Source organism: Streptomyces sp. NBC_01571, from assembly GCF_026339875.1.
Classification (GTDB): Bacteria; Actinomycetota; Actinomycetes; order Streptomycetales; family Streptomycetaceae; genus Streptomyces.
The window spans coordinates 7318630-7339457 of sequence record NZ_JAPEPZ010000001.1 but is presented as its reverse complement, the minus strand read 5'-3'; the positions used below and the strand labels follow the sequence as shown (position 1 = coordinate 7339457).

At 71.0% G+C, this 20828-nt stretch carries 22 protein-coding genes; 12 read left to right on the top strand and 10 right to left on the bottom strand.

What is annotated here, in order from left to right:
* Nucleotides 1-2 precede the first annotated feature (2 nt).
* On the top strand, nucleotides 3-1280 hold the full coding sequence (locus OHB41_RS33045) for a cation:proton antiporter (RefSeq protein ID WP_266701958.1): 1278 nt from the start codon (nucleotides 3-5) through the stop codon (nucleotides 1278-1280).
* A gap of 77 nt (nucleotides 1281-1357) precedes the next feature.
* Here OHB41_RS33045 and OHB41_RS33040 read toward each other — a convergent pair whose 3' ends face one another.
* Nucleotides 1358-1792, bottom strand: a complete 435-nt coding sequence (locus OHB41_RS33040) for a pyrophosphohydrolase domain-containing protein (RefSeq protein WP_266701956.1) — start codon at nucleotides 1790-1792, stop codon at nucleotides 1358-1360.
* A gap of 128 nt (nucleotides 1793-1920) precedes the next feature.
* Here OHB41_RS33040 and OHB41_RS33035 point away from each other — a divergent pair, with 128 nt between their 5' ends.
* The gene (locus OHB41_RS33035; RefSeq protein ID WP_266701954.1) at nucleotides 1921-2919 is read left to right on the top strand and encodes a TAXI family TRAP transporter solute-binding subunit; all 999 of its coding nucleotides are present in this window, start codon (nucleotides 1921-1923) and stop codon (nucleotides 2917-2919) included.
* Nucleotides 2920-3036: 117 nt separating this feature from the next.
* Here the strand turns inward: OHB41_RS33035 and OHB41_RS33030 are convergent, their stop codons facing one another.
* Together OHB41_RS33030 and OHB41_RS33025 are read right to left on the bottom strand one after the other, a co-directional pair.
* The gene (locus tag OHB41_RS33030; RefSeq protein WP_266701952.1) at nucleotides 3037-4443 is read right to left on the bottom strand and encodes a sensor histidine kinase; all 1407 of its coding nucleotides are present in this window, start codon (nucleotides 4441-4443) and stop codon (nucleotides 3037-3039) included.
* 8 nt (nucleotides 4444-4451) lie between these two features.
* A complete protein-coding gene (locus OHB41_RS33025; protein ID WP_266701950.1) occupies nucleotides 4452-5138 on the bottom strand; it encodes a response regulator transcription factor in 687 nt (228 codons plus the stop codon).
* Nucleotides 5139-5561: 423 nt separating this feature from the next.
* Between OHB41_RS33025 and OHB41_RS33020 the strand changes: the two genes are divergently transcribed.
* The 8 genes from OHB41_RS33020 (at nucleotide 5562) to OHB41_RS32990 (ending at nucleotide 12488) form a co-directional block, all read left to right on the top strand.
* Nucleotides 5562-6338 carry an amino acid ABC transporter ATP-binding protein gene (locus OHB41_RS33020; RefSeq protein ID WP_266701948.1) on the top strand — a complete coding sequence of 259 codons (777 nt, stop codon included), beginning with the start codon at nucleotides 5562-5564 and terminating at the stop codon, nucleotides 6336-6338.
* A gap of 131 nt (nucleotides 6339-6469) precedes the next feature.
* Entirely contained in the window at nucleotides 6470-7303 is an 834-nt protein-coding gene (locus OHB41_RS33015; protein WP_266701946.1) for a glutamate ABC transporter substrate-binding protein, read from the top strand.
* Between the two features lie 75 nt (nucleotides 7304-7378).
* On the top strand, nucleotides 7379-8044 hold the full coding sequence (locus OHB41_RS33010; RefSeq protein ID WP_266701944.1) for an amino acid ABC transporter permease: 666 nt from the start codon (nucleotides 7379-7381) through the stop codon (nucleotides 8042-8044).
* Nucleotides 8041-8934, top strand: coding sequence for an amino acid ABC transporter permease (locus tag OHB41_RS33005; protein ID WP_266701942.1), 894 nt, complete (start codon nucleotides 8041-8043; stop codon nucleotides 8932-8934). The genes OHB41_RS33010 and OHB41_RS33005 overlap by 4 nt, the downstream gene beginning before the upstream one ends.
* A 175-nt stretch (nucleotides 8935-9109) precedes the next feature.
* Nucleotides 9110-10912, top strand: a complete 1803-nt coding sequence (locus OHB41_RS33000) for an FAD-dependent monooxygenase (RefSeq protein ID WP_266701940.1) — start codon at nucleotides 9110-9112, stop codon at nucleotides 10910-10912.
* Between the two features lie 481 nt (nucleotides 10913-11393).
* On the top strand, nucleotides 11394-11480 hold the full coding sequence (locus tag OHB41_RS52370; protein WP_310875732.1) for a putative leader peptide: 87 nt from the start codon (nucleotides 11394-11396) through the stop codon (nucleotides 11478-11480).
* 73 nt (nucleotides 11481-11553) lie between these two features.
* A complete protein-coding gene (locus tag OHB41_RS32995; protein ID WP_266701938.1) occupies nucleotides 11554-12081 on the top strand; it encodes a cupin domain-containing protein in 528 nt (175 codons plus the stop codon).
* Complete coding sequence (locus tag OHB41_RS32990) at nucleotides 12078-12488, top strand: rhodanese-like domain-containing protein (protein WP_266701936.1); 411 nt, start codon at nucleotides 12078-12080, stop codon at nucleotides 12486-12488. Before OHB41_RS32995 ends, OHB41_RS32990 begins: the two co-directional genes overlap by 4 nt.
* Before the next feature lie 235 nt (nucleotides 12489-12723).
* Here the strand turns inward: OHB41_RS32990 and recX are convergent, their stop codons facing one another.
* The gene (recX, locus tag OHB41_RS32985) at nucleotides 12724-13647 is read right to left on the bottom strand and encodes a recombination regulator RecX (RefSeq protein WP_266701934.1); all 924 of its coding nucleotides are present in this window, start codon (nucleotides 13645-13647) and stop codon (nucleotides 12724-12726) included.
* A 3-nt stretch (nucleotides 13648-13650) separates the two neighbouring features.
* Nucleotides 13651-14775, bottom strand: coding sequence for a recombinase RecA (gene recA, locus OHB41_RS32980; RefSeq protein ID WP_266701926.1), 1125 nt, complete (start codon nucleotides 14773-14775; stop codon nucleotides 13651-13653).
* 451 nt (nucleotides 14776-15226) lie between these two features.
* On the opposite strand from recA, the gene OHB41_RS32975 reads away from it, so the two are divergent.
* On the top strand, nucleotides 15227-16096 hold the full coding sequence (locus OHB41_RS32975; protein ID WP_266701924.1) for a hypothetical protein: 870 nt from the start codon (nucleotides 15227-15229) through the stop codon (nucleotides 16094-16096).
* 59 nt (nucleotides 16097-16155) lie between these two features.
* Here OHB41_RS32975 and OHB41_RS32970 read toward each other — a convergent pair whose 3' ends face one another.
* Nucleotides 16156-17370: an AI-2E family transporter gene (locus OHB41_RS32970; protein ID WP_266701922.1), complete on the bottom strand. Its 1215-nt coding sequence runs from the start codon at nucleotides 17368-17370 to the stop codon at nucleotides 16156-16158.
* A 92-nt stretch (nucleotides 17371-17462) separates the two neighbouring features.
* Nucleotides 17463-17657: a DUF3046 domain-containing protein gene (locus tag OHB41_RS32965; RefSeq protein WP_266701920.1), complete on the bottom strand. Its 195-nt coding sequence runs from the start codon at nucleotides 17655-17657 to the stop codon at nucleotides 17463-17465.
* 80 nt (nucleotides 17658-17737) lie between these two features.
* On the opposite strand from OHB41_RS32965, the gene OHB41_RS32960 reads away from it, so the two are divergent.
* Nucleotides 17738-18691: a hypothetical protein gene (locus OHB41_RS32960; protein ID WP_266701918.1), complete on the top strand. Its 954-nt coding sequence runs from the start codon at nucleotides 17738-17740 to the stop codon at nucleotides 18689-18691.
* 90 nt (nucleotides 18692-18781) lie between these two features.
* Here OHB41_RS32960 and OHB41_RS32955 read toward each other — a convergent pair whose 3' ends face one another.
* The 3 genes from OHB41_RS32955 to OHB41_RS32945 are packed head-to-tail and all read right to left on the bottom strand — an operon-like array spanning nucleotide 18782 to nucleotide 20720.
* The gene (locus OHB41_RS32955) at nucleotides 18782-19090 is read right to left on the bottom strand and encodes an AzlD domain-containing protein (RefSeq protein ID WP_266701916.1); all 309 of its coding nucleotides are present in this window, start codon (nucleotides 19088-19090) and stop codon (nucleotides 18782-18784) included.
* Nucleotides 19087-19773 (bottom strand): AzlC family ABC transporter permease, encoded by a 687-nt coding sequence (locus OHB41_RS32950; RefSeq protein ID WP_266706316.1) that lies wholly within the window; start codon nucleotides 19771-19773, stop codon nucleotides 19087-19089. Before OHB41_RS32950 ends, OHB41_RS32955 begins: the two co-directional genes overlap by 4 nt.
* Complete coding sequence (locus OHB41_RS32945; RefSeq protein ID WP_266701914.1) at nucleotides 19725-20720, bottom strand: AraC family transcriptional regulator; 996 nt, start codon at nucleotides 20718-20720, stop codon at nucleotides 19725-19727. Before OHB41_RS32945 ends, OHB41_RS32950 begins: the two co-directional genes overlap by 49 nt.
* Between the last annotated feature and the right edge of the window lie 108 nt (nucleotides 20721-20828).

Below are 20828 nucleotides of genomic sequence, written 5' to 3'. Positions count from 1 at the left end.
GCGTGCACTCTGCGGTTCTACTGATCGAGTTCGGCGCCATCATCCTCTGCCTCGGGCTGCTCGGCCGTGCCGCGGCCCGGCTGCGGTTCTCCCCCATCCCGCTCTATCTGCTGGCCGGTCTCGCCTTCGGTGAGGGCGGGCTGCTCCCGCTCGGCGCGAGCGAGGAGTTCGTCGCCACCGGCGCCGAGATCGGCGTCATCCTGTTGCTGCTGATGCTCGGCCTGGAGTACACGGCGAGCGATCTGGTCTCGAACCTCAAGGCCCACTATCCGTCAGGTCTGGTCGACTGCACGCTCAACGCCCTGCCGGGCGCCGCCGCCGCGCTCCTGCTGGGCTGGGGTCCGGTGGCCGCCGTGGTCCTGGCGGGTGTCACCTGGATCTCGTCGTCCGGGGTGATCGCCAAGGTGCTCGGCGACCTGGGGCGGGTCGGCAACCGGGAGACTCCGGTGATCCTGAGCATCCTGGTCCTGGAGGACCTGGCGATGGCGGTCTACCTGCCGATCGTCACCGCGCTGGTGGCCGGGGTGGGACTGGCCGCCGGGAGCGTGACGCTGGCGATCGCGCTGGGGGCCGCGGGACTCGTCCTGTTCGTGGCCGTCCGCTACGGCCGCGTCATCTCCCGCTTCGTCTCCAGCGACGACCCCGAGAAGCTGCTCCTGGTCGTGCTCGGCCTGACGATCCTCGTCGCGGGCCTCGCGCAGCAGCTCCAGGTGTCCGCCGCGGTCGGCGCGTTCCTGGTGGGCATCGCTCTGTCCGGGGAGGTCGCGGAGGGGGCGCACACGCTGCTGAGCCCCCTGCGGGACCTGTTCGCGGCCATCTTCTTCGTCTTCTTCGGACTGCACACCGACCCGGCGAGCATTCCGCCCGTGCTGCTGCCCGCGCTGGCGCTGGCCGCCGTGACGGCGCTGACGAAGATCGCGACCGGGTACTGGGCCGCGCGGCGGGCCGGCATCTCCGTCAAGGGCCGTTGGCGGGCGGGCGGTGCGCTGGTCGCACGCGGCGAGTTCTCCATCGTCATCGCCGGGCTCGCGGTCACCGCCGGCATCGAGCCGTCACTCGGCCCGCTGGCCACGGCGTACGTGCTGATCCTGGTCGTGCTCGGCCCGCTCACCGCCCGCTACACGCAGCCGCTGGCGGCACGCCTCACCGCCCGGTTCGCCGGCCGCCCCGGGCGCGCGGGCGTCAGCGGGCGCCCCGCGGAGACGGAGGAGTGGACGGCGCGGGAGGCCGAAGCGGAGCGGGAGGACGACGCACGCCGGCGGACGGCCGTCCCGGACTGAGCGAAGTCCTGTCCCGGGCCGGAAGGCGCACGCATCCGGTCCCGGGCAGGAACACTTCCGGTCCAGCACCGGAAGGCTCACGTGTCCGCGCCCCGCCACCCCTGCCCGCGCAGCACCGCCGTCACGTCCGGCGCGCGGTAGTGCTCCCCCTTGAGGACCTTGCCGTCGGCTCGGCGGGCGACACGGCCGTCCGGCCCCAGCTTCGTCATGTTGGACCGGTGGACCTCGGCGATCACCTCGTCGAGGTCGATGCCGTGGACGAGTGCGGTGCCGTACGCCACGTAGACGACGTCGGCCAGCTCGTGCGCCAGCCGGTCCAGCGGACCCGTCACCGAGACCTCGGCCACTTCGGCGGCCTCCTCGGCGAGCAGCTCACCCCGGTGGGCGGCGAGCGCCGGGGAGACCTCCGTCGGCGTGCTGCGGGCGGCGAGGCCGAAGGCGAGGTGGAACGCGCGGACCAGGGCGGCGGGCGAGGGGACCACGGAGGGGGAGTCGGAGGAAGAGGACTGCATCGTCCGACCCTACCGACCCTCCGCACCGCCCCCGTCCGTCCCTGCCCCGCCCCCCGTCCGTCCCGCTGCACGGCCCTCGTCCGTCCCGCCCTGGCCAGGAGGGTCCCCGGGCTGGCAGGATCGCGCGCATGTTCCAGGCACTTCCCCGCATCGGCAGGCCCCGCGCGCTGTTCGGCTCGGCGGCCGCGTTCGTGGTGTTCGGGCTGCTGCTCTGGTGGCTGCTGCCCCTGGGCGAGGAGTCGCCGGGCGGGTCGATCACCTTCAGCACGGGCACACCGACGGGGGTCTACCAGAAGTACGGTGTGCTCCTGCAGAGCGCGATCGCCAAGGACATGCCACGCCTCGACGTACGCCTGAAGAACAGTGACGGCTCGCAGGAGAACGTGCGCCGCGTGGCCACCGGCCAGGCCGACTTCACCATCGCGGCGGCCGACGCCGTGGAGACGTACCTGCTGGAGAACAGGCCGGGCGCCGGCCGGTTGCGCGGCTGCGCGCGGCTCTATGACGACTACGTGCACCTCGTGGTCCCGCGCGCCTCGTCCGTGCGGTCGGTGGCGGACCTGCGGGGCAGGAAGGTCGCCGTGGGGCCGGACGGCTCCGGGGTACGGCTGATAGCCGACCATGTGCTCCAGGCGGCCGGCCTCGATCCGAAGCACGACATCGCGCCCTTCTCCGACGGCATCGGGACCATGCCCGACCTGCTCGAACAGCACAGGATCGACGCCTTCTTCTGGTCGGGCGGCCTGCCGACCAGCGCCGTCCAGGAGCTCTCGAAGAACTTCGACATCAGGCTGGTGCCGATCGGCAGCGACCTGGTCGCGAAGCTGCACGAGCAGGGTGGCGCCTCCCGCTACTACCGGGCCGCCGTGATGCCCGCCGACGCCTATCCGGCGGCACAGCAGGGCGCCTCCGTGCAGACGCTGGCGGTGGCGAACTTCCTGATCACCCGGGAGGACTCGGACGCTCGGCTGACGGAGGAGCTCACGCGTACGGTGATCAACAGCCGGGACCACATCGGCTCCCAGGTCCACGCGGCCCAGCTGGTGGACCTGCGGACGGCGATCTACACGGACCCGCTCCCCCTGCACGAGGGCGCCCGGCGCTACTACCGCTCGGTCAAGCCCTAGGCCACGACGACACCGGCCGGGGCAGGACATCCGGCCGGAACGCGACGGGCGTCAGAACACCGGAACGCCGGAACGCGACGGGCGTCAGAACACCGCAACGCCGGGACGCGACGGATGTCAGGACGCCGGTTCGGACCTCGGCACCGTCACCGTCACCTTCAGCCCGCGCGGCTCGTGATGGGCGTACGAGAGGGAGCCGCCGCCGGCCGAGAGCAGGACCCGCGAGATGGACAGGCCGAGGCCCGACCCCTTGATGTTCTGGTGCCCGGCGCTGCGCCAGAAGCGGTCGCCGATGCGGACGAGTTCCTCGTCGCTCAGGCCCGGCCCGCGATCGGTGACGACGACCTTCGAGACCTCGCCGTTCGAGAAGACCTCCACCTCGACGCTCTCCCCCTCCGGCGTGAATTTCAGGGCGTTGTCTATCACCGCGTCCAGGGCGCTGGACAGCGTGACCGGGTCGGCCCAGGCGGTGGTGGCCGGGCAGGTACCGGTCAGCCGTACGCCCATGCTGTCGGCGAGGGGTGACCAGGAGGCGACGCGCTCGGCCGTCAGCTCGCCGATGTCGGTGAGCCGCAGGTCCGCCTCGGCGTGCTCGGCGAGCGCGAGGTCGAGCAGGTCGTCCAGGACCTCGGCGAGCCGCTTGCCTTCGGTGCGGACGGACGCGATCTCCTCGTTGCCCTCCGGCAGTTCGAGGGCGAGCAGCTCGATGCGCAGCAGCAACGCCGAGAGGGGGTTGCGCAGTTGGTGCGAGGCGTCGGCGACGAAGGCTCGCTGCTGCTCCAGGACGTCCTCGACGTTGTCCGCCATCTCGTTGAACGACCGTGCCAGGCGCCTGAGTTCCGGCGGGCCGCCGGCGGGCGCCACCCGGGACTTCAGGCGTCCGGTCGCGATGTCGTGGGTGGTGGCGTCGAGGACGCGCACCGGCCTGAGCACCCAGCCGGTCAGCCGCAGCGCCGCGCCGAGGGCGAGGAGCATCGCGGCGATCTCGCCCGCGCCGATGATCAGCCAGCCGTGCAGGATCTTCGAACGCATCTGTCCGGTGGGCGAGTCGGTGACGACGACGGCGATGACGTCACCGTCCCGGATGACCGGGGACGCGACGACGAGCCGGTGGCGCTGCCAGGGCCAGACCTGCTCCGGGTCGTGGCTGCGGCGGCCGAGGAGCGCCTCGTTGAAGGCCTCGCGGCCCTCGCCCTCCGCGGGCAGGTACAGGGTCTCCGGCGCGTTGGCCATGACGGCGAGGTTGCGGTAGAAGACGCCCGTGCGGATGCCGTACACGTCGTAGTACGCGGCGAGTTCCTTGATCAGGGTCTGCCGGCGCTCGTCGACGGCGCTCACCCGGGGACCCGTCGGCTGGTCGGTGACGAACTGCGCGAGGGCGGCGAAGCGTGCCGTGTCGTCGATGCGGTCGACGACCACGCGCTGCTGCTCGGCGGCCGCGACACTCCCGGCGAGCGGGATGCCGAGCGCGAGCAGCACGGCGGCCATCAGGACGATGAGCAGGGGAAGCAGGCGGGTGCGCACGGTGCACGCTACGACGTGGGGGCGACGAGGCGGTACCCCACACCGCGCACGGTCTCGATCAGCGCCGGCATCCGCAGCTTGGAGCGCAGGGACGCGACGTGCACCTCCAGGGTGCGCCCGGTCCCCTCCCAACTGGTGCGCCAGACCTCGCTGATGATCTGTTCCCGGCGGAAGACCACGCCGGGCCGCTGGGCGAGCAGCGCGAGCAGGTCGAACTCCTTGCGGGTCAACTGGACGACCGAACCGCCCACGCTCACCTGGCGGGTGGGCAGTTCGATGCGGACCTGGCCGAGCCGCAGGGCGGCGTCGCCGGCCGCCCCGGTCTCGTCGTGGACGCTGCGGCGGCTGACGGCGTGGATACGGGCGAGCAGCTCCCCGGTGTCGTAGGGCTTCACCACGTAGTCGTCGGCGCCGAGGTTGAGGCCGTGGATGCGGGAGCGTACGTCGGAGCGGGCCGTGACCATGATGACCGGGGTGCTGGTGCGCTTGCGGATCTTGCCGCAGACCTCGTAGCCGTCCTGGTCGGGCAGGCCCAGGTCGAGCAGGACGACACCGAAACCGTCGCTCTCCGGGACCAGTGCCTGCAGAGCCTCCTCGCCGCTGCGGGCGTGTGTGACCTCGAAGCCGTGGCGCGCCAGCACGGCGGACAGGGCGGCGGCGACGTGGTTGTCGTCCTCGACGAGCAGCAGTCTCATTCCGGCCCCCTCCGGTCCATCGGTCGTCCGCCCCGGTTCCTCGCTCGTACGGTGCTTCGCTCGCACGGTTCTTTCGTTCGTGTCCTTCGTACGTGCGGTCACGGCCCGGACAGCTGCGTACGGTCCCGACTTGTACAACTTCAAACAGTCTCAGTTTGTACAACCAGGGCACACGTGCGTGCCCCCTGGCAGTCACGCCGATGGACAAGGACGGCGTCAAGAGGGTTCCGGTTGCGGAGGGCTTCCGTTACCCAGCCGGTACCCTGCCGCGTACCCGGCGCACACCCGGCGTCCGCGCGCGGCTACGACACGTGTCCGATTGCTATCCGATCGTGATGCTCAAGTTCCCCTCAGATGTAATGACGCTGGTCGCACGGGCTCACTACTGTCCACCGAAACCGAGGAGGACGGAGCCCCAGAGCGATGACCGAAGTATCGGTGGCCAAGGATGACGTGGCCGCGACCGAGGACCTGGTCGTCCTGAAGAGCGTCAACAAGCACTTCGGCGCGTTGCACGTGCTCCAGGACATCGACCTGACGATCGCCCGTGGCGAGGTCGTCGTGGTCATCGGGCCCTCCGGGTCCGGGAAGTCCACCCTGTGCCGCACCGTCAACCGCCTGGAGACGATCGATTCGGGCGACATCACGATCGACGGCAAGCCGCTGCCCGAGGAGGGCAAGGCGCTCGCCCGGTTGCGCGCGGACGTGGGCATGGTCTTCCAGTCCTTCAACCTCTTCGCGCACAAGACGGTGCTCGAGAACGTGATGCTCGGGCAGATCAAGGTCCGCAAGGCGGACAAGAAGCAGGCCGAGGAGAAGGCCCGGACACTGCTCGACCGGGTCGGCGTGGGCACTCAGGCCGACAAGTACCCCGCACAGCTCTCCGGCGGCCAGCAGCAACGCGTCGCCATCGCGCGGGCGCTGGCGATGGACCCGAAGGTCATGCTCTTCGACGAGCCGACGTCGGCCCTCGACCCGGAGATGATCAACGAGGTGCTGGAAGTCATGCAGCAGCTCGCGCGCGACGGCATGACCATGGTCGTCGTCACCCACGAGATGGGCTTCGCGCGCTCCGCCGCGAACCGCGTGGTCTTCATGGCGGACGGCCGCATCGTCGAACAGGCCGCGCCCGACCAGTTCTTCAGCAGCCCGCGCAGCGACCGCGCGAAGGACTTCCTGTCGAAGATCCTGCACCACTGACCGCCTGTGCTGCTTCGCCGCCGAGGTTCACTTCCGAACTGACAGCCCTCACTGAAGCCCCTGTGCGAAGCGTCTGCCTGACGACTCTGATCGAAGACTTTCAACTCCGCCCCACGTAAAGGATGTTCACCATGAAGCTCCGTAAGGTCACCGCCGCGGCGGCTGTTGTGCTCTCGCTCGCCGCGACCGCCACGGCGTGCGGTTCGGGCGACAAGAAGGACAGCGACTCCGGTGGCGGCAAGAAGATCACCATCGGTATCAAGTTCGACCAGCCGGGCATCGGCCAGAAAACGCCCCAGGGCTACTCGGGCTTCGACGTCGACGTCGCCACATACGTGGCCAAGAAGCTGGGCTACAGCACCAACCAGATCCAGTGGCGGGAGACGAAGAGCGCCGACCGCGAGGACGCGCTCAAGCGCGGTGACGTCGACTTCATCGCCGCCTCCTACTCCATCACCCCGGAGCGCCAGGCGAAGGTCGACTTCGCCGGCCCCTACCTGCTCGCGCACCAGGACGTCCTGATCCGGGCAGACGACGACACGATCAAGTCGCCGTCGGACCTCAACAGCAAGAAGCTGTGTTCGGTGACCGGTTCGACCTCGGCACAGAACGTGCACGACAAGCTGGCGCCCAAGGCCCAGCTCCAGAAGTACCCGACGTACTCGGCCTGCCTGACCGGTCTGCAGAACAAGGCGATCGACGCCCTGACCACGGACGACTCGATTCTCGCCGGCTACGCCTCGCAGGCGACCTTCAAGGGCAAGTTCAAGCTCGGCGGCTTCAAGATGTCCAACGAGAACTACGGCATCGGCGTCAAGAAGGGCAGCGCCCTCAAGGCCAAGATCAACACTGCTCTGGAGTCCATGGTCTCCGACGGTTCCTGGGAGAAGGCCGTGACGGCCAACTTCGGCCCGGCGGAGTACAAGAACGAGCCTGCGCCGAAGATCGGCAACATCGTCAGCTGATGAAGGGCCCGCCGGTGCGCCGCCCTCGGGGGGCGGCGCACCCGGGCACCACCACACGCGGAAGCGCGGGAGATCGTGTTCGACTTTCTTCAAGGTTACGACCTGCTGGGAGCCTTCTGGGTGACGGTGAAACTCACCGTCTTCTCAGCCGTCGGCTCCCTGATCTGGGGAACGATGCTGGCCGCCATGCGGGTCGGCCCGGTGCCCCTCATGCGCGGTTTCGGTACCGCCTACGTGAACACCGTGCGGAACATCCCGCTGACCGTGATCATCCTGTTCACGTCCCTCGGCCTCAACCAGACCCTGGGCGTCAGTCTCGGCGCGGATGATTTCGACACCATCAACTTCCGGCTCGCCGTGCTCGGTCTGATCGCCTACACCTCGGCGTTCGTCTGTGAGTCTCTGCGGTCCGGCATCAACACCGTGCCCGTCGGGCAGGCGGAGGCGGCCCGCGCGATCGGCCTCAACTTCACCCAGGTGCTGACGCTGATAGTGCTGCCGCAGGCGTTCCGTTCGGTCGTCGGTCCACTGACCAACGTACTGATCGCCCTGACGAAGAACACGACGATCGCGGCCGCGATCGGTGTCGCCGAAGCGGCGACCCTCATGAAGAACATGATCGAGAACGAGGCGCAACTCATCGCGATCTCCGCGGTCTTCGCGTTCGGATTCATGTGTCTGACGCTGCCGACCGGCCTCCTTCTCGGCTGGGTGGGCAAGAAGGTGGCGGTGAAGCGATGACGTCCGTCCTCTACGACGCCCAGGGCCCTCGTGCCAAGCGGCGCAACATCCTCTACTCGGCACTGTTCCTGGTCGCCTTCGCGGCCCTGTTGTGGTGGGTGATCACCAGCCTCAACGACAAGGACCAACTGGCCTGGGAGAAGTGGAAGCCCTTCGTTCATGGCGAGGCCTGGAGCACGTACCTCTGGCCAGGGCTGCAGAACACGCTGAAGGCCGCGGCCCTCTCCATGGTCATCGCCCTGCCGCTCGGCGCCTTCTTCGGCATAGCCCGGCTCTCCGACCACGTCTGGATCCGGATACCGGCGGCGGCGGTCGTGGAGTTCTTCCGCGCCATCCCGGTGCTGGTGCTCATGATCTTCGCCGTCGCCGCGTACTCCGAGTACACGAGCGTCAGTTCGGACGACCGTGCGCTCTACGCGGTCGTCACGGGACTCGTGCTCTACAACTCATCGGTCCTCGCGGAGATCGTCCGCGCGGGCATCCTGTCGCTCCCCAAGGGCCAGTCCGAGGCGGCTCTGGCCGTCGGTCTGCGCAAGAACCAGGTCATGCGGTTCATCCTGCTTCCGCAGGCGGTCACCGCGATGCTGCCGGCGATCGTCAGCCAGGTCGTCGTGATCGTGAAGGACACCGCGATCGGCGGCGCGGTCCTCACCTTCCCCGACCTGCTCGCCTCCGTGGGCCCGATGAGCGCGTACTACGGCGCGAACACCATCGCCAGCTTCACCGTCGCGGCCCTGATCTTCATCGCGATCAACTTCAGCCTCACGAGCTTCGCGAGCTGGCTGGAAGGACGGCTGCGGCGCGGCAAGAAGTCGACGGGCACGGTACTTCCGCCGGCCGCGGTCGCGGGCACGGAAGCGACCGGCGCGGGGGGCGGCATCTCCATCTGACGGAACCTCACCCGGGGTCGGCACGACGGGAGCAGCGGCATGATCGCCACTGCCCCCGTCACTTGACGCAAGCAGCGGCAATAGGTTGCATACGTTCTGTGATCGTGCACCCCGCTCCGACTGCCTTTTCCCTCACGTCCCCGAAGACGCCGCTCCGGGCAGGGGGCCGCGCGCCGTGGACCCGGTGATCATTGCCGGAGCGGGGCCCGTGGGTCTCGCCCTCTCCCTGGCGCTGGCCCGCCAGGAGGTCCCGTCCGTAGTCCTCGACGAGGGGCCGGGCAAGGACGAACAACGGCTCGCACGGACGGTGGTGCTGCGCGAGGACACCGCCGCGCTCGTCGAGCGCCTGACCGGTCTCCCCCTCTCCGACGTCGGGTTCCGTTGGGCCGGATGGCGGTCGATGCGGCGCAAGCAGGTGATGCGTGAGATCGGATTCGACGCGACGGGATCGTTCGGCGGCGTGCTGGACTTCGACGCCGGGGAGGAGGGCTCTGGAAGCACGGCACGCGACAACGGAAGCGTCACGCCGTACGGCGCGCACGGCGCGAAGGGGAGCGCGCACGGCCTGAAGAGTGGCGCGCAGAACCCGAAGGGCGGCGCGCCGGACTCCAAGGACGCCGGACTGTCCGCCCCGCTGCATCTCCCCCAGCACACCCTCACGACCGCCCTGCGCGAGGCCATCGCCCACGAGCGGCTGATCAAGCTCGCCGTCAACAGCCGCCTCGACTCCGTCGAGCAGGAGACCTCGGGCGTCACCGCGCACACCAGGGGCTCCAACGGCACTTGGTGGCGGGGAAGTTACCTCGTCGGATGCGACGGTCCGCGCTCGACCGTGCGCAAGCTCCAGGACATCCGCTTCCCCGGGCGCACGGCCGTCGAACGGCACGCCGTGGCCGCGCTGCGGACAGAACTTCCCTGGCCCGGCGAAGCGTTGCTGCACCGGATGCCGCCGTGGCGGACCTCGGGCCCGTCGGCCGGCGAGGTGACCGCCCGCCCCCTCGCCGACGACGTGTGGCGCCTGGACTGGCTGCTGCCGCCCGGCAAGGACCTGGTCACCCCGGACCTGCTGGTGACACGCATCCGGGAGACCCTCGCGGGCTGGAGCGGCGGCCCCACGCCCCCGTACGAACTGCTCGACACCGGCGTCCACACCGTCCATCACCGCCTCGCGCGCCGGTGGCGGTCCGGCCGGGTGTTCCTGGCCGGGGACGCCGCGCACCTGCTCGGCGCACTCGGCACCCAGGGCCTGGACGAGGGCCTGCGGGACGCCGACAACCTCGCCTGGAAGCTGGCGGTGGCCTGGCACCACGGCCCGCACGAGGCGCTGCTCGACAGCTATCAGGTGGAGCGACGTGCCGTCGTGGCCGCCCGGCTGCGCGCCGCCGACCAGGCACTTCCGCTGCTGCGCGGTGGCGGAGGACTACGGGCGTACGTGCCCGGTTCGGCCCGCGGCCACGACGTCATGCTCACGGACGGGCACCTGGGACGCGGCCCGCTGGGCAGGCCGGGGACGTACGCCGACTCACCGCTCGCGCCCCGCCCCTCCGAGTCGGAGACTCCGGTGGACACGGCGCCCGGTGCGCCGGTCGTCGACGTGCGGGTGACCGCGGAGGACGGCACGTTCGTACCGCTGCGGGACCGCCTCGGGCGTGGGGTGCTGCTCGTCGTGCTGGTCGCACCCGGTACGGGGGTGTGGGAGCGGAAGCACTGGGTGACGGCCGGGATCATGCCCCGGCTGGCGGCCGCCGTGACCGCGCTGCCCCACCCCGCCGAGCTCCTGGTGGCCGAGAGCTACCCCGGCGCGGCCGCGCACAGCGTGCTGCTGGTGCGCCCCGACGGCCACCTGGTCACCGCGTTGAGCGGAGTGCGCCCGGCCGACCTGTACGCGGCGGCCGAAGCGGCACTGGGCGGCCCCGCCAGGGTGGCGGCCGAAGCGGAGCGGGAGGCGAGGGCGGAGAACGCGGTGCGCACGGGCTGACGGACGGGCCGTTCTCCCGCGGGCCCGTCCAACTCGCCCGTACCCGCCCGAACCTGGTCGGGCTCGCGCCCGCGGCGTCCACGGGCCGCTGCGGTCTTCCCGGGCCCGCCCCGCGGGTACGTTTCCGGACCTCGGCCGCACCGCCGTGACGCACCGCACACGTGATGGATAGCACGCAGTGACGAGGTGTATCCCGCGGAAGTCCCTCCGGGGAGCCGCCACTGGCCGCCCTCGGGTGGGCACCGTCTGCCGGCGTGGTCGAGCGCGCGGGCTCGAGGCCGGCTGCCAGGGCCGTCCGGACCTCGGGTTCTTCCGGATCGACGTCACCCGTGATCTCCCGGACCGAGCTCGTCCGCGCCCAGCGCACCCGCGGACCGGTCACCCGCCGACCCGGAATCCGCCGGGCCACCCCGGGTGACTGTCTGGTCCACATAGTGACGGTGAGTTGACCGGTCTCAACCGCCATGGTGTACTCCGGATCGTGACCGACACCTGTGTGCGCCTGTGGCGGAGGGTCCATATGGACCTCATCCGCTATGCGGGCTGCGTGTGTCGACCGTCCTGCTGAATTCGCTCCCCCTCTCCCCGTGCGCGCCCTCCTTGCTGCCGCGCGCCCCTCGCGAACCCTCAGGACGGTACAAGTGTCTGTCTCCCCCTCTGTCTCAGCGCCCCCACAAGCTCCCTCGCAGGCCGACCTGCTCGACTTCGTGCGCCGCGCCGCCGCCGACACCGAGTTGGTCGCCTCGCTTCCGCTCGATCCCCAGGGCCGTACCTGGGTCCGTCTGGAAGGCCCGGGTGGCAGCGAGGCCTGGCTCATCGGCTGGCCCCCCGGCACCGGAACCGGCTGGCACGACCACGCCGACTCGGTCGGCGCCTTCGTCACCGCGGCCGGCGAGCTCAGGGAGTACTCGCTCGCCGCACGGCTGCCCACCGACGGCTGGAAGACCCTCGAACTGACCGGGGACGTGGACCGCGAGCGGCGGCTGCCGGCCGGCAAGGGCCGTTCCTTCGGCCGCCACCATGTGCACGAGGTGCTCAACGAGTCCACCGAGGAGCACGCGATCTCCGTCCACGCCTACTACCCGCCGCTGCCCCGGATCCGCCGCTACAGCCGTACCGGGCAGATCCTCCGACTCGAGCAGGTCGAACGACCGGAGGACTGGCAGTGAGCGACCACACCCAAGGCCCGGTGGGCATCGACGCACTGCTGGAGGAGGTCCGCGCGGGACTCGACCGCGTGGAGGCCGTGGACGCACACGACGCCGCGCGGGCCGGCGAAGCCCTTCTCGTCGACATCCGGTACGCCGCCCTGCGTGACCGCGACGGGCTGATCCCCGGTGCCCTCGTCGTCGAACGCAACGAACTGGAGTGGCGGCTCGACCCTCAGGGCAGCCACCGCGTCCCCGAGGCCACCAGCCATGATCTGCGGGTCGTCGTGATCTGCAACGAGGGGTACGCGTCCAGCCTCGCCGCGGTGTCCCTGCACCGGCTGGGACTGAGCCGGGCGACCGACCTGGTCGGAGGATTCCAGGCGTGGAAGGCGGCCGGTCTGCCGGTGACGGCGCCGTCCCCGTAGTCGCCGTGGTCCAGGTGGTCCCCTCGTTCCGGTGGTCCAGGCAGTCCCCGTGGTTCAGGTGGTTCGGTTCAGGTGGTTCGGCCATGGTGGGCGCCCTCTGCCGTAAGGGGCGGTCGCCATGGCTCACTGCCCCCTGCCCCTGTTCGGAACCGGGTGCCCGGAATCCCGTCAGGTCGGAGTCCCGCGCCCAGAATGTCCGCCGGGCCAGAACACCCCGTGCCCGCACCCCCTCGGGTCAGAACCCCTCGTCCCCGAGCCCCTCCGTGTCCTCGCCCTCTTCCTCCAGGGCCTGGCGGACCACCCGCAGCGCCATGCCCTCGGAGTAACCCTTGCGGGCGAGCATGCCCGCGAGACGGCGCAGCCGCTTGTCGCGGTCGAGGCCGCGTGTGGAGCGCAGCTTGCGGGCGACGAGTTCGCGCGCCGTCGCCTCCTCCTGCTCGGAGTCGAGCTGTCCGACGGCCTCGTCGATGAGCGTCGAGTCCACGCCCTTGGTCCGCAGCTCCCGCGCGAGGGCCCGCCGGGCCAGACCCCGGCCGTGGTGCCGGGACTCCACCCAGGCGTCCGCGAAGGCGCCGTCGTTGATCAGGCCGACCTCCTCGAAGCGTGACAGGACCTCGTCCGCGACCTCGTCGGGGATCTCACGCTTGCGCAGCGCATCCGCGAGCTGTTTCCGCGTACGCGGGGTCCCGGTGAGCAGGCGCAGACAGATCGCCCGCGCCCGCTCAGCCGGGTCCCCTGGGGGCTCCCCCTTCTCGGCCCTCGACGAGGTAGGAGTGCCTCCATCCTGTGGGTCGCCGGACGGCTCACCGAAACCGCCGTTTCTCCGACGCCCTCGTCCACCGCGCGGCCCGCCGTCGCCGCGCCGGCCGGCACCGCCACGGCGTGAACCGTCAGCCTGCGAACCGTGCGGGTCCGCCGGAACGTCGCCGTAGCCCGCCGCACCGTCCGCGCCGCCGCGCCCGACGCGGCCGCGGGAGCCTCCGCTCCAACGGCCCTCGCCGTCCGGTCCGTCCGGTTCCCCGCCGAGGAACCCGTCGGAGCCGTACGCCCCGCCGTGGGTTCTTCCGCCGTCTCCGACCGCGTCGCCCTGTCCCCCGTACCCCCGCCCCTCCGGTGGCACGGGGTCGGCGTACTCGGCCCAGTCGGTTCGTCGCGTCATGGACTAGCTCTTGGCCGCCGCGGTCTTGGACTTGGTGGTCTTGACCGCGGGTGCCGGCACCGTCTTCGCGGCCTCGTCCGAGGCGGTCGGGGCCGCCGCGTCCGCGGCCGGCTCGGCGGTGGGCTCCGCCGGCCTCACGCCGACACCCAGCTTCTCCTTGATCTTCTTCTCGATCTCGTTCGCGAGGTCGGGGTTGTCCTTCAGGAAGTTGCGCGCGTTCTCCTTGCCCTGGCCGAGCTGGTCGCCCTCGTACGTGTACCAGGCGCCGGCCTTGCGCACGAAGCCGTGCTCCACGCCCATGTCGATCAGGCCGCCCTCACGGCTGATGCCGTGCCCGTAGAGGATGTCGAACTCGGCCTGCTTGAAGGGGGGCGCGACCTTGTTCTTGACGACCTTGACGCGGGTGCGGTTGCCGACCGCGTCCGTGCCGTCCTTCAGCGTTTCGATGCGGCGGATGTCGAGACGCACCGAGGCGTAGAACTTCAGCGCCCGGCCACCCGTCGTGGTCTCCGGGGAACCGAACATCACGCCGATCTTCTCGCGGAGCTGGTTGATGAAGATCGCGGTGGTCTTCGACTGGTTGAGCGCGCTGGTGATCTTGCGCAGGGCCTGGCTCATCAGGCGGGCCTGCAGACCCACGTGCGAGTCACCCATCTCGCCCTCGATCTCCGCGCGCGGCACCAGGGCGGCGACGGAGTCGATGACGATGAGGTCGAGCGCGCCGGAGCGGACGAGCATGTCCACGATTTCCAGAGCCTGCTCGCCGTTGTCCGGCTGGGACAGGATCAGGTTGTCGATGTCGACGCCGAGCTTCTTCGCGTACTCGGGGTCGAGGGCGTGCTCGGCGTCCACGAAGGCCACCTGGCCGCCGGCCTTCTGCGCGTTCGCCACCGCGTGCAGCGTCAGCGTCGTCTTGCCGGAGGACTCCGGGCCGTACACCTCCACCACTCGGCCGCGCGGCAGGCCGCCGACCCCGAGGGCCACGTCGAGCGCGGTCGACCCGGTGGGGATGACCTCGATGGGCTCGTTCGGGCGCTCGCCCAGGCGCATCACCGCGCCCTTGCCGAATTGCCGTTCAATCTGTGCGAGCGCGGCGTCGAGCGCCTTCTCGCGGTCAGTACCTGCCATGGGTTCCACCCGATTTGCTTGAGTCGATCGCTTCACGTCAAAGACGCTAACGCCTGCCACTGACAATGCGCCCCGACGCCCGCCCGACCTGTGGATAACTCGGGCACATCTCCACGAAAGCCCTGCCGGAATCCCCGTCATGAGCCCCGCCGGAGATTCCATAAGAATGGATGTTCGATTTTGGTGTCAAGCGCACCACGCGACACCTCCGAGACCAGGGTCGCGGTCGGACAACGGCCGGATCCCGGCGCCGAGCCCTGTCCGGGCAACGACGCGAGGCGGCCTCGTCGGGGTCGCGGACCACCGGCGCCGCTGCGTCCGCCACATCTTCCGCGTCTTCCGCAACTTCCGGGAGGCTCCCGCACGTCCTGCGGCCGTACTCTCCGTGGCGTACGGCGGGAGTCTTCGGCCGTACGACGACCCCGTGCTCCGGGCCGTCGAAGCTGTACCCATGGACCATCCGGAGAGCCGCACGGAACACCGCGGCGGAACACACGCGCCAGCCCTCACCGCTCCGCCGGCCACCGTCCCCGCGCCGCGCCCTGGCCACCGGGAGGACAGAGGTGTCCGTGCCGCGTGGCGCGCGGCGCGTCCCTCCGAGCGCCTCTGCCACGGGACCGGTGCCGTGCTGACGCTCTCCGGGCTGGCGCATCTGGTCGTCTTCGCCGTGGACGGCGGCCCCTGGGACGGGCCGGTCTCCTGGCGGAAGCCCGTGACGTTCGGACTCTCCTTCGGACTGACGCTGATCGCGCTCACCTGGGTCACGTCGTACCTGCGCGTCGGAGCGCGCCCGCGCACCGCGCTGCTCGTCGTGTTCGCCGCGGACTGTGTCGTGGAGGTCGGCGGAATCACCCTTCAGGCGTGGCGCCGGGTGCCCTCTCACCTCAACATGGAGACCGGCTTCGACACGGCGGTGTCGATGACGCTCGCGGTGGGCGGCGGCGTCCTGGTGGTGCTGCTCACCGTGTTCGCGGTCGCCTCCTTCCGGAACCGGCCCGCGGGCCCCGCGGGGATGCCGCTCGCGCTGCGCTCCGGGTTCGCGATCCTGCTCGTCGCCCTGCTGTCGGGTGCCGCGATGATCGCGCGCGGTGTCGTCCTCACCCGTACCGGCCACCAGGAGGCGGCGTATCACTCGACGGCGCCGCTCAAGCCCCTGCACGGCGTGAGCCTGCACGCGGTGCTGGTCCTGCCCGCGCTGGCCTGGCTGCTGTCACGCACCTCGTGGAGCGACCCGACACGACTGCGGATCATGTACGTGGCGGTCGGCTGCTGGACGGCGGCGGTCCTGGGCGCCGCGGCCTGGGCGGTCCTCGCCTGGTGAATCCCGCCTCGCCGCAGGTCCCACGGGACGGCCCTGGCGGCCTCGTCCGCCGATGGGCCTCATCTGCCGAACAGCCCGCGCAGCCGCACGCGGAAGGGGCTGGATCTCCTGATCCGGCGCCCGTGGACCCGGGGGTCGTCCGTTACGTCGTACCGCTTCACGTACGCGCCCAGGAAGGCCTGCAGCGTGGCGACCGCGGGAATGGCGATCAGGGCACCGACGGCACCGAGGAGCGCGGTGCCCGCGATGACCGAGCCGAAGGCGACCGCGGGGTGGATGTCGACGGTCTTGGAGGTCAGCTTCGGCTGCAGTACGTAGTTCTCGAACTGCTGGTAGATCACGACGAAGACCAGCACCCAGAGCGCGTACCAGGGATCGACGGTGAAGGCGATCAGCATCGGCAGGGCCCCCGCGAGATACGTGCCGATGGTGGGGATGAACTGCGAGACCAGGCCCACCCAGACGGCGAGCACGGGCGCGTAGGGCACGCCCAGGGACTCCAGCAGGATGTAGTGCGCGATGCCGGAGATCAGCGCCATCAGACCGCGCGAGTACAGGTAGCCGCCGGTCTTGTCGACCGCGATCTCCCACGCCCGCAGCACCTCGGCCTGCCGCGCGGGCGGCAGCACGGAGCACAGCGCGCGCCGCAGCCGCGGCCCGTCGGCCGCGAAGTAGAACGAGAACAGCGTGATCGTCAGCAGTTTGAACAGACCCCCGAGCACCTGCGCGGACACGTCCAGGACGCCGGTCGCGCTGTTCTGCACGTACTTCCGCAGCCAGTCGGAGTGGACCAGGCTGTCCTGGACGTCCACCCGTCTCAGGTCGGTGTGGAAGGTCGAGTTGATCCAGTTGATCACCGAGTCCAGGTAGGCGGGGAAGCCCTCCACCATCTTGATGATCTGGCCCGCGAGCATCGAGCCGAGCAGGGCGACGAATCCGGCGGTCACGATCAGCAGGCCGAAGAAGACGAGGAAGGTGGCCATCCCCCGGCGCATGCCGTAGGAGGCCATCCAGCTCACCGCGGGCTCGATCGCGAGCGCCAGGAAGAACGCGATGAGAATGTTGATCAACAGGCCTATCAGCTGGTGGAACGCCCAGCTGCCGAGCTGGAAGACGGCGATGAGGGTGAGCGCGAGCACCATGGCACGCGGCAGCCAGCGGGGCATGCGGCCGCCCTGCGCCACGGCGTCCCCGCCGGGAGGCGGCGTGGGCGGCGTCGTGCCGAACGGTGATGTCTGCTGGTCGACCTGCGCGGTCTCGTCTTTCGGGGCCACGGTGCAAGTCTCGCCCACGCCACCGACAATCGGTGCCCGGCCCCGGACCTTCGTGGCCGGTCAGCGGCTTTCGCCCGGAAGTTCCCGTCCCGTCAGCGCTTTTCGTACGGAACGTTCATGGTCGCGCACACCACGCGCCACACATCCTTGGCCTCCCAGCCCGCGTCCAGGGCCTCGTGCACCGTCCGGCCGCCGAGCTCCGTCATCACATGATCGCGCGCGAAGGTGTCGGCGTACCCCGCACCGAAGTGCTCCGCCATCCGCTGCCAGAAGACCGTCAACCGCATGACTCCAGTATCCCGCCCCTGAGAGTGGGTCCCGGCCGGGACCCCTTGCCGAGACCGCTTTCCGCCCTACGGTCTGAGGCATGGCCGAAACCGGAGCATCCCCACTCCCCCCGACGCCCCCGGCGCACACCCCGCTCTCGCGCGCCGGGCACTTCGTCTGGCTCACGGCGCGCGTACTGGAGCAGCGCCGCTTCGTGTACCACTTCCTGAACGGCGACGACGGCAGCGCCGACGCGGTCGAGACCGCGCTGGCCGCCTACCGCAACGACGACGAGGGATACGGTCATGCGCTCGAACCCGATCTGCGCGGCCCGGTCAGCCAGCCGCTGCACACGGGGCACGCGCTGCGCGTGCTCGACTCGATCGGGCGGTGCGGCGGACAGCGCGTGGACCGTGTGTGCCGCTATCTGACCTCCGTCTCGACGGCGGACGGCGCGCTGCCGGCGGTCCGTCCCAGTCAGCGCGGATATCCCCATGCCCCCTTCGTGCCGGTCGTCGACGACCCGCCGAGCGAACTGCTCGCCACCGGGCCCGTGGTGGGCCTGCTGCACCGCAACGAGGTGTGGCACGCCTGGCTGTTCCGGGCCACCGACTTCTGCTGGCAGGCGGTCGACTCCCTGGAGAAGTCCCATCCCTACGAGGTCGAGGCGGCCGTGGCCTTCCTGGACTCCGCGCCCGACCGCCCGCGCGCGGAGGCCGCCGCCGACCGGCTCGGCCGGCTGGTGCGCGAGCAGCGGCTCGCCGCCCTGGACCCGGAGCGTCTCGACGCGTTCCCGGTGGCCTCCGGCTACGCACCGGGTGAGCACCATTTCCCGTACGACTACGCGAAGACGCCGGGCTCACTCGCGCGCGCGTGGTTCACCGACGAGGAGATGGCCCGCTCGCTCGACTTCCTCGCGGACGATCAGCGGGAGGACGGCGGCTGGCCGATCCGCTGGCGGACCTGGGCGCCGGGCACCGCCCTGGAGTGCCGTCCCATGGTGACGATCGAGGCGCTGCGCACCCTGCGGGCCCACGGGCGGGCCATCGACTGACTCGGGGGCGCGGGGTCGGTCCGCGGGCCGTCGCGGGCCCCGCAGGGTGCGCAGCGCCCCCGTCCGGTGCCGGCGTCGTCGCCCGCGCCGTCAGCCGTTCATCGCCCGCACTCCCGCCGTCACGACCACGGCGGCACCGACCACGAGCAGGAAGGGTGCCCGCAGGAGCAGTGCCACGGCGGCCGCGGCGAGTCCGGCGGCCTTCGCGTCCACGACCAGGACGCGCCCGTCGGCGAAGGTCTGCTGCGCCGTGAGCGCGGCCAGCAGGGCGACGGGCAGCAGGGCGGCCAGGCGCTTGACGAGCGGACGCTCCAGGACGCCCGCCGGAACGAGCAGCCCGGTGAGCTTGACGAGGTAGCAGCCGACGGCGGTCACGCCGATCGCGATCCAGACGTTCAACGGTCCTCCCCCGATGCGTCGTGGCCGGTACTCGGCCGGCCGTCGGTCCCCGGGCGCCGGCGTCCCTCCACGTAGAGGGCGGCGGGAGCGGCCAGCGCGGCCACCAGCACCGGGACTCCCGCGGGCAGCACGGAGAGCAGACCGAGCCCCAGAAGGACCGCGGCACCGGCGACCGCGCGCTCCGTGGTGGTCGTCAGCATCGGTGCGAGCAGCGCGAGGAAGACGGCGGGCCCGGCGGCGTCCAGCCCCCACGCGTCGGTGTCCCCGATGGCGCCGGCCCCGACCGCGCCCAGGAGCGTGGTCAGGTTCCACAGCACGTAGAGGGTGAGCCCGGTGACGGTGAAGCCGATCCGGACGCTGCGGCGGGCCGGCTGGGCCAGCGCCACGGCCGTGGTCTCGTCGATCACCCACTGCGCGGCGAACGGACGCACCGCGCGCGGGAGGGCCAGCAACTGCGACAGACGCAGTCCGTAGAAGGCGTTGCGCACTCCGAGGAAAAAGGCGCCCGCGGCCGCCGTGAGCGGATTGCCGCCGCTCGCGAGTGCGCCCACGAGCGCGAACTGCGAGGCGCCGGTGAACACCAGGAGGCTGAGCGCACAGGTCTGCGACACCGTGAGTCCGCTGCCGGCCGAGGTCACCCCGAAGGCGAAGCCGGACAGTCCGACGGCGATCCCGACTCCCAGGGCGTCCCGGACGACGGCGGCGTCGGGTCTTCCGCCGTCTTCTTTCCTGCGTGTCGCTGCGCGAGCTGTCTGTTCTGCCACACCCCGGACGGTAGGTACAGCCCCGGCTCGGCGTCTTGTACGTTCTTGCGCTCACGCCGGTAGGCGCCCGGGGGCACGCCCACGATCCGGGTGAAGTGGCGGTTCAGATGGGGCTGGTCGGTGAAGCCGACGGCGACGGCCGCGTCCGCGGGCGCGGAACCGGTGTCCAGGAGCCGGCGTGCCCTGCGGACCCGGGCGTCGGTGAGCCAGGTGTGCGGCGGCATGCCGTAGGTGTCACGGAAGGCGCGCAGCAGGGCGAACGGGCTGGTGCCGAGGTCGGTGGCGAGCCGCTCCAGGCTCGGGGGCTCGGCCATCCGCTCCTCCACCACGGCACGCGCGCGAGCGGCGACGCGGGAACCGGCGGTGGGCACGGCCCGTTGCGGCAGCGTGCCCCCGTTCAGACGGAGCAGCCGGGTCACGGCGACCCTCAGCAGGGTGTCGGCGGCGAGCGCGTTGCCCTCCTCGGCGGCCCGGAGCACCTCGTGGACCAGGCTCACGGCGTACGGGTCGTCGAGCACCGGGCGGGTGAATCCGGGGGTGCCGCGGATCGTGGTGGTCTCGGCGGCGATCTCCGCCATCAGCTCGGGGGACGGGTACACCGCCCCGTACCGCCAGCCTTCGGGGACACCCGCCCGGCCCGTGTGCGGGGTGTCGGGGTTGACCAGCGCGAGGGTGCCCGGGCCCGCGTACTGGTCGGCGCCGCCGTGGTGGAAGACCTCGACGCCGTCGGCGATGGCGGCGATGACGAAGTTCTCGTGGGTGTGCCGCACGAAGACCTTCTCGACGAAGCGGGCGCGCAGCAGGTCGACACCCGGCAGTTCCGCGTACTGCCAGTGCCGTGCCCGCTCCTGTCCCGAACCTGCCACCTCCTCATTCTCCGCGACGCCACGACCGGAGCCGACCCCTCGGTCCGCCCCTAGGCCGCTCCCGGTCCGGCCGCGCCGGTTTCCCCCACCGGCCGCATTCGCGCAGGT